This is a genomic window from Micromonospora humi (assembly GCF_900090105.1).
GTDB classification, from domain to species: Bacteria; Actinomycetota; Actinomycetes; order Mycobacteriales; family Micromonosporaceae; genus Micromonospora; species Micromonospora humi.
The window spans coordinates 14,441-26,789 of sequence record NZ_FMDM01000006.1 but is presented as its reverse complement, the minus strand read 5'-3'; the positions used below and the strand labels follow the sequence as shown (position 1 = coordinate 26,789).

Here is a 12,349-nt window from a genome sequence, read left to right as displayed (position 1 = left end):
GAATGCGTTAAGCGGGGCCCCCTCCTTTCTCCTGAGAGGATGAGGTGTGGGCAGGGGTGAGCTGCGGATCTACCTGGGGGCGGCCCCCGGTGTCGGCAAGACGTACGCGATGCTCGAAGAGGCCCAGCGCCGGGCCGAGCGCGGCACCGACGTGGTGGTCGGGCTGGTCGAGACGCACGGCCGGCCGCACACCGCCGCCATGGTCGAGGGCCTGGAGGTGGTGCCGCGCCGGACGGTGACCTACCGGGGCGTCGACCTCACCGAGATGGACCTCGACGCGGTGCTGGCCCGCCGGCCCGAGGTGGTGGTGGTCGACGAGTTGGCGCACACCAACGTGCCCGGCTCCCGGCACGACAAGCGCTGGCGGGACGTCCAGGAACTGCTCGACGCCGGGATCAGCGTGCTTTCCACGGTCAACGTGCAGCACCTGGAGTCGCTCAACGACGTCGTCGCGCAGATCACCGGCACCACCCAGCGGGAGACCGTGCCGGACCAGGTCGTCCGCGCCGCCGAGCAGGTCGAGCTGGTGGACATGACCCCGGAGGCGCTGCGCCGCCGGATGGCGCACGGCAACATCTACCGGCCCGACAAGATCGACGCGGCGTTGGGCAACTACTTCCGGGTCGGCAACCTCACCGCGCTGCGCGAGCTGGCGCTGCTCTGGCTCGCCGACAAGGTCGACGAGCAGCTCGACGCGTACCGGGCCCAGCAGGGCATCTCCGACACGTGGGAGGCGCGGGAACGGGTGGTCGTCGCGCTCACCGGCGGCCCCGAGGGCGACACGCTGGTGCGCCGGGCGGCCCGCATCGCCGCCCGCAGCAAGGGCGCCGACCTGCTCGCCGTGCACGTGGCCCGCAGCGACGGGCTGGCCGGCGCGGACCCGGCCCAGCTCGCCCGGCAGCGGGTGCTGGTGGAGAGCCTCGGCGGCACCTACCACCAGGTCCTCGGCACCGACATCCCGGCGGCGCTGCTCGACTTCGCGCGCGGCGTCAACGCCACCCAACTCGTGCTCGGCGCCAGCCGCCGGGGCCGCTTCGCCCAGGTCCTCGCCCGCGGCGTCGGCGTCACCACCACCGCGCTCTCCGGCGCGATCGACGTGCACCTGGTCACCCACCCGCAGGCGGGGCGCGGGCGTCGGGGAGCGGCCGTGCCGGCGGCGCTGTCCCGCCGCCGCCGGCTGCTCGGGTACGCGCTCGCCGTACTCGGCATGCCGCTGCTCACGCTGCTGCTGCGCACGCTGCCCGACCTCACCCTGACCAACGACATCCTGCTCTTCCTCGCCGGCGTGGTCGGGGTGGCGCTGGCCGGCGGGCTGTGGCCGGCGCTGGTCGCGGCGCTCGGCGGCTCGCTGCTGCTCAACTGGTACTTCACCCCGCCCTACCGCACGCTCACCATCGCCGAGGCCGACAACCTGCTCGCGCTCGGTGTGTTCGTCGGCGTCGCGGTCGCGGTGAGCGGGGTGGTCGACGTGGCGGCCCGGCGCACCCGGGAGGCGGCGCGGGCGTCCGCCGACGCGCAGACCCTGGCCACCGTCGCGGGCAGCGTGCTGCGCGGCGCGCGTCCCCTGCCGGCGCTGCTGGACCGGCTCCGGGAGACGTTCGGGGTGCGCGCGGTCAGCGTGCTGGAGTTGGCCGCCGAGGCCGAGGGGCGGCCGGGCCGGTCCGCCGACGAGGCCGCCTGGCGGGTGGTGGCCGGCGTCGGCGAGCGGCCACCCGGCAGCCCGAGCGCGGGCGAGACCGTGGTGCCGGTCGACGACCGGCTCAGCGTGGTGCTCGCCGGCCGGCGGCTGGAGGCCGCCGACCGCCGGGTGGTCGAGGCGTTCGCCGCCCAGGCCGCCGTCGCGCTGCGCCAGGAGCGGCTGGCCGAGGAGGCGGCCACCGCCCGCCCGCTCGCCGCCGCGGACCGGATGCGGACCGCGCTGCTCGCGGCCGTCAGCCATGACCTGCGTACGCCGCTGGCCTCGGCCAAGGCCGCGGTGAGCAGCCTGCGCAGCCACGACGTCGAGTTCGACGCCGACGACTCCGAGGAACTGCTGGCCACCGCCGACGAGTCGCTGGACCGGCTGGGCCGGCTGGTGGCGAACCTGCTGGACATGAGCCGGCTGCAGGCCGGCGCGCTGGGCGTCACCGCGACCGCGATCGGGCTGGAGGACGCCGTACCCCGGGCCCTGGACGAGCTGGGCGCCGCGGCGGCCGAGGTGACCACGGACATCCCGCCGGACCTGCCGGCCGCGCTGGCCGACCCCGGCCTGCTGGAGCGGGTGCTGGTCAACATCGTCGCCAACGCGCTGCGGCACAGCCCACCCGGCCGACCGCCGACGATCACCGGCAGCGCCCACGCCGGCCGGGTCGAGCTGCGGGTGATCGACACCGGCCCGGGCATCCCGGAGGACCAGTGGGAACACGTCTTCCTGCCGTTCCAGCGCCTCGGCGACCGGGACAACCAGACCGGGGTGGGGCTCGGGCTGGCGCTGTCGCGGGGGCTGGCCGAGGCGATGGGTGGCAGCATCACCCCGGAGACCACGCCCGGCGGCGGTCTCACCATGGTGCTGCGGCTGCCGGCCGCCACCGAGTCGGGAGGGCCGCAGGAATGACCCGCATCCTGGTCGTCGACGACGAGCCGCAGATCCTGCGCGCCCTGCGGATCAACCTGCGGGCCCGCGGCTACGACGTCGAGGTCGCCGACAGCGGGGCCGCCGCGCTGAAGGCCGCCGCCGCCCACCCGCCGGACCTGGTGGTGCTCGACCTGGGCCTGCCCGACCTGGACGGCACCGAGGTGATCCGTGGGCTGCGCGGCTGGACCGCCGTGCCGATCATCGTGCTCTCCGGCCGGGCCGGCAGCGAGGACAAGGTCGCCGCGCTGGACGCGGGCGCCGACGACTACGTGACCAAGCCGTTCGGGGTGGACGAGCTGCTCGCCCGGATCCGCGCGGTGACCCGCCGGCTCGCCCCGACCACGCCGGCCGTCCCGGCGCTGCGGATCGGCCGGCACACCGTCGACCTGGCCGACCGGACCGTCACCCGGGACGACGGTTCCGAGGTCAAGCTCACCCCCACCCAGTGGGCCATGCTGGAGAAGCTGCTGCGTAACCCCGGCAAGCTGGTCAGCCAGCGGCAACTGCTGCTCGACGTGTGGGGGCCGGGATACGAGCAGGAGACCAACTACCTCCGGCAGTACATGGCCCAGCTGCGACGCAAGCTGGAGGACGACCCGGCCCGGCCCCGACACCTGGTCACCGAGCCCGGCATGGGCTACCGCTACCGCCCCTGACGTTTGCGCCGGCCGGCGGCGGGGACTCGGCGAGCCGGCCGAGCAGCGGGGGAGGGCATGGCGGACGACCGGTTCGCGGCACCGCCGCCGGAGGGCTTCGGCAGGCGGCTGGACGAGCACGCCATCGACGCCGGCGCGGCGGAGCCGGAGCGCCCCGACGGCCTGGTCGACAGCGGCGTCTACGTCGACGGCGTACGCCGCGCGTCACCGACCGGCCTCGCCGACACGTTCCGCTGCCTCCAGCAGCTCGACGACGCGATGGCCTGGATCGGGCTGCGCCGGCCCGGCCGGGAGCAGATCGCCTCGCTGGCCGCCGAGTTCCAGCTCCCCGAACTGGCCGTCGAGGACGCCATCAACGCCCACCAGCGCCCGAAGCTGGAGCGCTACGACGACACCCTGTTCGTGGTGCTGCGCGCCGCCCGCTACCTGGACGCGCGGGAGGCGGTCGAGTTCGCCGAGCTGCACCTCTTCCTCGGCCCCGGGTTCGTGATCACGGTCCGGCACGGGGGCACCCCCGACCTGGCCGCCGTGCGGCGCCGGCTGGAGGCCGAGCCGGCCGTCCTCGCGCTCGGCCCCGAGGCGGTCCTGTACGCCGTGCTCGACCGGGTGGTCGACGGCTACGCCCCGGTGGTGGCCGGCCTGGAGAACGACATCGACGAGATCGAGACCGAGGTGTTCGGCGGCGACCCGAACGCCAGCCGCCGCATCTACGAGCTCAGCCGCGAGGTGATCCAGTTCCAGCGGGCGGCGCGACCGCTGCTGAAGGTGGTCGAGGCGCTCACCGGCGGCTTCGACCGCTACGGCACCGACGAGGAGCTGCGCCGCCGGTTGCGCGACGTGGCCGACCACCTCACCCAGGTGGTGGAGCGGGTGGACGGGTTCCGGCATCTGCTCCAGAGCATCCTCACCGTCAACGCGACACTGGTCTCGCAGGCGCAGAACGAGGAGATGCGCAGCCTCACCGCGGCCAGCTTCGAGCAGAACGAGGAGGTCAAGCGGGTCTCCGCCTGGGCGGCGATCCTGTTCGCGCCCACCCTGATCGGCACCGTCTACGGGATGAACTTCACCCACATGCCGGAGCTGGGCTGGCGGTACGGCTACCTGTTCGCGGTCGCCCTGATGGTCGCCGTCTGCGGCGCGCTCTATCTGCTGTTCAAGCGCCGCGGCTGGCTGTGAGCCCGGCCGCCCGGTGCCCTGCCGCGACCGTCGCCAGCGCCGCCGTGCCGAGCAGCGCGGCCGCCGGCGCGACGACCAGCCCGTACCGGACGCCGGCCGACAGCCCGGCGAGCGCGGAGCCGGCGGCGCTGCCCACCACGAACGCGGTGCTCACCCAGGCGAACGCCTCGGCCACCGTGCCCGCCTCGGCCAGCCGCTCGGCGGTGAGGAAGACGGCGGTCAGCACCGGCGGCAGCGCCAACCCGCTCACCGCGAGCAGCGCGGCCATCGGGGCCGGGCCGGGCGCCAACAGCAGCGGGAGGAAACCGGCAGTGAGCGCGGCGGCCAGCACCGGCAGCCGGCCGGGACCGCCTGGCCGGACCCGGGTCCAGCACAGGCCGCCGACGAGCGCGCCGACCGCCTGCGCCGCGAGCAGCCAGCCGCTGAGCCGCCGGTCGCCGGCCGCCTCGGCGTAGCCGGTCACCGCCACCGCGATGCTGCCGACCGCCGCGCCGACGCCGACCACGCCGAGCATCATCACCGTGAACCGGGGTACGCGCAGCGGCCCGGCCCAGTGCCGCACCGCGGCCACCCCGCGCCAGGCCCGGGCGGCCGGGCTCAGCGCGTACATCGCGGTGCCGGCGAGCTGCACCACGGCGGCGGCGAGCAGCCCGGCGGCCGGCCCGCCGACGGTCACCGCGAGCAGCGTGACCAGCGGGCCCACCACGAAGATCATTTCTTGCAACGCGATGTCCAGGGTGTAGGCGGTGGGCACCGTGGCCGGTGGCAGCAGGGCCGGCCAGAGCGTCCGCAGGCACGCCTCCAGCGGCGGCGTGCCGAACCCGGCGACCACCGCGCCGACCACGGCGCCGGCCAGGTGCCCGCCGGTGAGCGCCACCGCGCCGAAGCCCAGGCCGGAGACGACCGCGGCGATCCAGAGCACCGGCGGCTGCCGCCACCGGTCCACCGCGCGCGCCAGCAGCGGCGTGCCCACCGCCATGCCGGCCGTGTAGGCGGCGACCAGCAGGCCGGCGGCGGCCAGGCTCAGCGACTGGCGGGCGAAGAGCAGCAACGCCAGCGGGCCGCTGGCGGTGGGCAGCCGGCCGAGCTGGCTGCCCAGGAGCACCCGGACGACCTGCGGCGCGCGCAGCACCGACCGGACGGAGGTGTCGACGGACATGGGGCATCGCTCCCGGAGTGGGGGATCGGGTGGAGGCGTCGGGTGGGTCACGCGCCTCAGGGAGCGAAGTCGGCCCGCTCGTGGTCGTCGCCGTAGAGCGGGAGAGCAGGCGTGATCCAGTGCGCGTACGCGGTCGCCGGGATCACCAGCCGACGGTAACCCATAGGGTGTCGGGATGGTTGACCGGCGAGCCGAGGTGCCGGCCCAGCGGGGGGAGCGTCGTCGCGGCGGCCCACGACGGGGGCTGGCGGACCGGTGCGCCCGGATGGTCCGGTCCCGGCCGTTCGAGGTCGCGATCGTCGTGCTCATCATGGCCAACGGCGCGGTGCTGGGCATCGAGACGTATCCGCACGCGGGCACCACGGCGTCGGTGCTGCGCGGGACGGAGTGGATGTTCCGGGTGGTCTTCGTCGTGGAGATCACCATCCGGGTGCTCGCGTACGGCCGCCGGCCGCAGGACTTCCTCCGGCACGGCTGGAACGTGTTCGACCTGCTGGTGACCGTCGCGATCTTCGTACCGGGGCTGCACGGCGACTCGGCCGTGCTGCGATTCGTCCGGGTGGCCCGGGTGCTGCGCCTGGTCCGCTTCTCGCCCGGGCTGCGCACCATCGTCACCGCGCTGTGGCGCAGCCTGCCCGGGGTGGCGGCGTTCCTGGCGCTCGCCGGCGTCACCCTCTACGTCTACGGCATGGCCGGCTGGCTGATCTTCGGCGACCGTTACCCGGAGCAGTACGGCGACATCGGCCGCTCGCTCGTCACGCTGTTCGTGCTGCTCTCCCTGGAGACGCTGCCCGACCTGCTGGAACAGGGCCTCGAAGTGTCGTCGTGGACGCTGCTCTACTACGTCAGCTTCGTGATGATCGCGGTCAACCTGCTGCTGAACATCCTCATCGCGGTCATCGTCAACTCGATGGAGGAGGCGCGCCGGCTGGAGATGACCGAGGGGCTGTCCCCGGACTACGACTCCGACGGCGACGGGGTGCCGGACGAGGTGGACCGGATCGCCATCAGCCAACGCCTGGACGACCTGCGCACGGTGATCGCCGAGCTGGAGCGGGAGCTGCGGATCGACCGGGAGGACGTGCCACGGCGCTGAGGGCGACCGCGCCGCTGTGCCACAGTGTGCGGTTGTGGAGATGCTCACCGTGCGGGGACTGACCCGGAGGTTCGGGAAGCTGGCCGTCCTGGAGGACGTGTCCTTCGGCCTCCCCGAAGGGCGACTCGCCGTCGTCGTCGGGCCGAACGGCAGCGGGAAGACCACGCTGCTGCGGTGCGTGGTCGGTGCGGACCGCCCCGACGAGGGCGAGGTGCTGGTGCGCGGGCGCCGCTGCTACGAGACCGATCCCGAGACGCGTGCGCTGCTGGCCGCGGCGCTCGACGACATCGGCTTCTTCCCGGACCTGTCCGTCGCCGAGCACCTCGAACTGGTCGCGTACGCCCACGGCGGCGCCGGCGCGACGGTGGCCGAGGTGATCGCCGAGCTGGGCCTGGAACGCGCCCGCGACCAGCTGCCCGCGACGCTGTCCAGCGGACAGCGGCGCCGGCTGGCGCTGGCCTCGTGTTTCGTCCGTCCGCGCCGCCTGCTGGTGTTGGACGAACCGGAGCAGCGCCTCGACGCCCGTGGTCGGGAGTGGCTGGCCGACCGGCTGCTGCGCGAGAAGGCGGAGGGCACCGCCGTGCTGATGGCGACGCACGACGCCGAGCTGGCGGCGGCGGTCGCCGACGACCGGATCGAGATCGGCGCCGCTGCGTGACGACGGAACTCGACGTCCGACCGGGCGGACGGCCGGACGCCCGGCGGCTGCGCGGCTGGCTGCGGCGCACCCGGCGGCGCCACCGGACGGCCTCGCTCGGTGACGCGCTCGGTGACGCCTACGTGCTCCTGCTCTTCACCGGCATGTACGGCTGGGCCCTGATCAGCGAGGTACGCGACTACCTCGGCTCACCGTCGGGCCGGCAGGGCGACCCGGCGGACCGGTACTGGTTCGGGATCGCCGCCGCCCTGGCCGTCGCCGGCCTGGCCTGGCGGGCCCTGCGGGTGGTCGGCCCGCTGGTGGTGGCGCCGGCCGCGCAGTCCTGGGTGGTCAGCTCGCCGGTGGACCGGCGAGGCTGGCTGCTGCCCCGGTTCGTCGCGCTCGTCGTCGCCGCGACCGCCGGCGGCGGGCTGTTCGGCCTGGCCGCGGCGGTGGCTACCGGCGCCGGAGCCGCGCCCGACCTGGCCGGCGCGACAGTGGCCGGTGCCGGCTGTGCGACGGTGGCCGTGGCGTCGGCCGTCGTCGTCCAGGGCAGCCCGGATCGCGCGGGACGGGCCCGGCTCCTGGACCGGTGCCTGCTCGGTGCCGGTGCCGTGGTGGCGCTGGCGGTGGTGGTGGCGCACCTGGGCGGCCAGCCGGTGCCGCTGCCGGCCGTCCCGCTCGCCTGGACGCTCGGGCTCGCGGCGGTGCCGGCGGCGGTGGTGGCGGTCGCCGCGGCGTACCGGGCGCTCCCGTCGGTGGACCGGGCGTCCCTGGCCGCCGGGGCCGAGGTGGCCGACGCCGCTGCCGGCGCGGCGCTGCTGCTCGACCCCTCGTTCCTGACCGGTCTGGCGGAGAGCCGCCGCTGGCGGTCCCGGGGCGTGGTGTCGAGCCGCCGGTTCCGGCCGCTCGGGCGGTCCGTGGTGCTGGTGCAGGCCGAGCTGTGGCGGACGGTACGCCACCCCAGCGCGCTCGTGGTCTGGGCGGCGCTGCTGCTCACCATGTACGCGGTCGCGGTGGCGCTGCCGTCGTCGGCCGGCGCGGCGCAGGTGCTCCTCGGCTTCCTGGCGGTGGGCCGGCTGGCCGGGGGCCTGCGTGCCGTCGGCCGGTCCGCCGGGCTGCGCCGCTCGCTCGGCGGTGGCGACGTCCAGCTCTACCTGGCGCACCTCGTGGTGCCGGCGCTGTCCGTGCTGGTCTGGTACGCGGTGACGCTGCCCGTGGTGCGGCCCACCGTCGGCGTCGTCGACGGGGTGCTGGCGCTCGGCACCGTGGCCGCCGCTTACCGGGCCGGCACCCGGCCGACCATGGGATACGGCGGCGCCACCGTCAACACCCCGGCCGGAATGATTCCTGTCGATCTCATTCGACAGGTGGTCCGGGGGCCGGACGTGATCGGCGCGCTGATCCTCGTCCAGCTGTTCTGGGGCTGATCCGCTGCTCACCGGGCCATGACAGTTCTGTGAAGAAACGCGCCTCACGTTTGGGTCGCGGTCCGATCGGGGCACCGAACGAGTCGACAGGTCATTCGGAAGAACAGGACGGCTCTCGTGGAAGTTACCGGTTTCCTCACCGCGATCATCATCGGTCTCGTCATCGGCGCGCTCGGCCGCCTCGTGGTGCCGGGCAAGCAGAACATCCCGATCTGGCTCACGCTGGTCATCGGTGTGGTCGCCGCGATCCTGGGCACGCTCGTCGCCGGCCTGTTCGGCGTCGACGACACCGCCGGCATCGACTGGATCGAGCTGCTGCTCCAGGTGCTCTTCGCCGCTGCCGGTGTCTACATCGCCGCCGGTGCGTACGGGCGCCGTCGCCACTGACGTTTGGTTAGGAGGGGCCCCCTGTCATGCAGAATGCGTTGACAGGGGGCCCCTCCTTGCGCCTTACTCCCGCCAGCCGGCCACCTCGACGCCCCTGGCCAGCTCCACCCGGAAGCCCAGCGTGATCTCGCCGCTCTCGCCCGGCGCGAGCGACAGCCGCCAGATCACCTCCCCCAGCTCGGTACGCTCCGCCGGCGGCGGCGTCAACGCCGTCTCCCGCACCACCACCGCCTCGTCGCGCGACACCGGCAGTTGGTCGCGCACCTCCACCGCCGCCGGTCGCGGCGTGTGGTTGGCGACGGTGGTCCGATATTCCACCTCCCGCCGCCGGGTCGAGCCCAGCGCCGCCTTCGTCTCGGCGCGCCGGTGCAGCTTGCGTTCCACCCGCAGCCGGTCGTCCACCCCGAGCGCCAGCTCGATCTCCTCGCCGGGCGCCCAGACCGGCAGCCGGGTCGACGAGACGAAGTCCGCGCCGTGGAACACCGCCGCCGGACCGGCGAGCAGCGTGTGCTCGGTTGTGTTGCGGACGGTGGCCCGCAGGTGGGCCTCGGCGGCACGGACCGGCGCGGTCACGTGGTCCAGTCGGGCCGGCAGCTCCAGCACCGCGATCGTGGCCCGGTGCGCGCTTCCGTCGGCCGGCACCGCCACCGCCCGCGCCGGCCGGTAGGTGGCCGCGCCGACCCCCTGCTCGACCTCGGCGACGCTCTCCCGCACCGGGGGCCGGGGCGCCGCGGACCGGGCGAGACCACCGCCGCCGGCCGGCGCCGCGCCGGGCGCCGGCGGCACCGGCATCCCGAGCGGCATGTCCGCCGCCGTCGCGCGCGGGGACGCCGGCCGGGACCGGTCGAGATACCAGGGCGACAGTTCGGGTACGCCTGTCGTCGCCGCCGGGCGGGCCGTGGAGAGCCGCAGCTCGCACTCCGGCCAGTCCTCGCCGGTGCTCTGGCTGACCTGCCCGAACCAGGTCACGGTCACGGTGTCGTCGATCAGCCGCAGGTCGTAGGAGGGCTGCCAGCGGGCGCCGTCCACCAGGTAGGTCAGTTCCAGATCCACCTCGGCGTCGTCGGCCTCCACCGCGACGGTCACCTCGGCGGCCAGGTGGTCCGGCTCCCGCTTGCCGTGCGCGGCGTCGAGATCGCGCTCGACCGCGGCCAGTTCCTCCGCCAGCTCGGTGCGTCGCCGGGCCAGCCCGCGTCGCCGGCCCCGGGAGTCGGCGAGCTGGGCGGCGACCGAGTCGGCGAAGGCGGCCACGTCGGCGGGCGCCGCGTCGCCGGTGGCCAGCGAGCGGGCGTACGTGCCGCCGGCGCGCTCGGCCAGCCGGGCGAGGAACTCGCCGCGCTGCTCCTCGATCCCGTCCGCGTCCTCGGTCTCGGCCAGCTCGTCGGCCAGCTCGCGTCGTCGCTGCTCCAGGCCGACCACCTGCGCGTCGGTGCTGCGTGCCCGGCGCCGGGTGGTCACGTCCACACCGAGCACGGTGGCGGCGCCCCGGCCACCGACGCGGATCGAGTCCCGTCGCAGGCCGGCGGGGAGTGGCGCGACGCGTACCCGATGGTCGCCGGCCGCGAGCCGGAGGCTGCCGCGGCGGGTGATCCGCGCGCGGTCCGGGTAGACGGTGACGCCGACGACGGGTGCCTGGATCTCCGCAGTTTCCACGGCGGCGAGGGTAGTTCAGCCGCGCATCTTGGCAGCGGTGCCCGGCTCCGCTACCGTCCATGGGAACGCTCCCATGAACTTAGATACATCTATGTGATCAGGAGGAAACACATCGTGGCTATCCTCTCCCTCCGGCGCCGCAGATCGGCGGTCGTCAGCGCGGCGGCCGTCGCCGGTCTCACCGCCGCCGGCATCTGCCTCACCGTCGGCGGCGCGTCCGCCGGCACGGTGTCCGGATCGCTCTACCGCGATCCGAGCTCGGCGGTCGTCCGCTGGGTCGCCGCCAACCCCGGCGACTCGCGGGCCGCCGTCATCCGCGACAAGATCGCGAGCCAGCCGCAGGCGCACTGGTACGCCAACTTCAACCCGTCGACCATCCAGTCCGAGGTCTCCAGCTTCGTCGGCGCCGCCAACGCGGCGCAGCAGATCCCGGTGCTGTCGGTCTACGAGATCACCAACCGGGACTGCGGCGGGGCCAGCGCCGGCGGGGCGCCGGACCTCAACCAGTACCAGACCTGGGTGTCCAACTTCGCCCGCGGGCTCGGCAACCAGACGGTCCTGATCATCCTGGAGACCGACTCGCTCGCCCTGCAGACGTGCCTGGGCAGCGCCGAGCTGAACGCGCGCAACCAGGCGATCTCGACGGCCACCCGCACCATCAAGTCCGGCAACCCGAACGCCAAGGTCTACCTCGACGGTGGCCACTCCACCTGGAACAGTGCCAACGAGACGGCCAACCGGCTCCGGAACGCCGGCGTGCAGTACGCCGACGGCTTCTTCACCAACGTGTCGAACTTCAACCCCACCTCGAGCGAGGCGAACTTCGGCCGGGCGGTGATCTCCGCGCTCAACGGCATGGGCATCTCCGGCAAGCGCCAGGTCATCGACACCAGCCGCAACGGGGGCGCGAGCGGCGACTGGTGCGCCGACGACAACACCGACCGGCGCATCGGCGCGTACCCGACGACGAACACCGGCGACGCCAACATCGACGCGTACCTCTGGGTGAAGCCGCCGGGGGAGGCGGACGGCTGCCGCTACGCCGCCGGATCGTTCCAGCCGGACCTGGCCTTCAGCCTGGCCAACGGCGCGCCCAACCCGCCCACCACCACGCCGCCGACGACCGCGCCGCCGACCACCACCCCGCCGACGACCACCCCGCCGACGACGGCTCCGCCGACGACGGCTCCGCCGACCACCACGCCGCCGCCGACCGGGAACGGCTGTTCCGCGTCGGTGGTGCTCAACCAGTGGTCCGGTGGCTTCACCGCGAGCGTGACGGTCACCGCCGGCTCGACGGCCCTCAACGGCTGGACCGTGACGCTCACGCTGCCCGGCGGCGCCGCCGTCACCGGCGTGTGGAGCGCCCAGGCCAGCGGCACCAGCGGGACCGTCCGGTTCACCAACGTGGGCTACAACGGCCAGGTCGGCGCCGGACAGTCGACCAACTTCGGCTTCCAGGGCACCGGCACCGGCCCCGGAACGACCGCCGGCTGCACCGCCGGCTGACCAGGCCGACACCACAGGCCCGGCGCGGAGGA

General features: G+C 74.6%; 10 protein-coding genes. 8 read left to right on the top strand and 2 right to left on the bottom strand.

The annotated features are described in order from the left end of the window. The first annotated feature begins 46 nt into the window (after positions 1-46). From GA0070213_RS13165 to GA0070213_RS13155, 3 genes are read left to right on the top strand one after another with little or no spacing between them, the layout of a single operon-like run. Complete coding sequence (locus tag GA0070213_RS13165) at positions 47-2,593, top strand: sensor histidine kinase (protein ID WP_091062496.1); 2,547 nt, start codon at positions 47-49, stop codon at positions 2,591-2,593. Next, a complete protein-coding gene (locus GA0070213_RS13160) occupies positions 2,590-3,270 on the top strand; it encodes a response regulator (protein ID WP_091062494.1) in 681 nt (226 codons plus the stop codon). Before GA0070213_RS13165 ends, GA0070213_RS13160 begins: the two co-directional genes overlap by 4 nt. A gap of 57 nt (positions 3,271-3,327) precedes the next feature. Next, complete coding sequence (locus GA0070213_RS13155) at positions 3,328-4,446, top strand: magnesium and cobalt transport protein CorA (protein WP_091062492.1); 1,119 nt, start codon at positions 3,328-3,330, stop codon at positions 4,444-4,446. Here the strand turns inward: GA0070213_RS13155 and GA0070213_RS13150 are convergent. Then, on the bottom strand, positions 4,424-5,605 hold the full coding sequence (locus GA0070213_RS13150) for an MFS transporter (protein WP_091062490.1): 1,182 nt from the start codon (positions 5,603-5,605) through the stop codon (positions 4,424-4,426). The genes GA0070213_RS13155 and GA0070213_RS13150 overlap by 23 nt on opposite strands. Before the next feature lie 175 nt (positions 5,606-5,780). On the opposite strand from GA0070213_RS13150, the gene GA0070213_RS13145 reads away from it, so the two are divergent. The 4 genes from GA0070213_RS13145 (at position 5,781) to GA0070213_RS13130 (ending at position 9,155) form a co-directional block, all read left to right on the top strand. Further along, on the top strand, positions 5,781-6,701 hold the full coding sequence (locus tag GA0070213_RS13145) for an ion transporter (protein WP_091062488.1): 921 nt from the start codon (positions 5,781-5,783) through the stop codon (positions 6,699-6,701). A 40-nt stretch (positions 6,702-6,741) separates the two neighbouring features. Beyond that, entirely contained in the window at positions 6,742-7,359 is a 618-nt protein-coding gene (locus GA0070213_RS13140; protein ID WP_091063154.1) for an ABC transporter ATP-binding protein, read from the top strand. Then, positions 7,356-8,768, top strand: a complete 1,413-nt coding sequence (locus GA0070213_RS13135) for a DUF6297 family protein (protein ID WP_091062486.1) — start codon at positions 7,356-7,358, stop codon at positions 8,766-8,768. The genes GA0070213_RS13140 and GA0070213_RS13135 overlap by 4 nt, the downstream gene beginning before the upstream one ends. Before the next feature lie 117 nt (positions 8,769-8,885). Continuing rightward, a complete protein-coding gene (locus tag GA0070213_RS13130) occupies positions 8,886-9,155 on the top strand; it encodes a GlsB/YeaQ/YmgE family stress response membrane protein (RefSeq protein WP_091062484.1) in 270 nt (89 codons plus the stop codon). A 63-nt stretch (positions 9,156-9,218) separates the two neighbouring features. On the opposite strand, the gene GA0070213_RS13125 is transcribed toward GA0070213_RS13130, so the two are convergent. After that, positions 9,219-10,808 (bottom strand): DUF4139 domain-containing protein, encoded by a 1,590-nt coding sequence (locus tag GA0070213_RS13125; protein ID WP_091062482.1) that lies wholly within the window; start codon positions 10,806-10,808, stop codon positions 9,219-9,221. A 114-nt stretch (positions 10,809-10,922) separates the two neighbouring features. Between GA0070213_RS13125 and GA0070213_RS13120 the strand changes: the two genes are divergently transcribed. Next, positions 10,923-12,317: a glycoside hydrolase family 6 protein gene (locus tag GA0070213_RS13120; protein ID WP_091062480.1), complete on the top strand. Its 1,395-nt coding sequence runs from the start codon at positions 10,923-10,925 to the stop codon at positions 12,315-12,317. Positions 12,318-12,349: the final 32 nt, after the last annotated feature.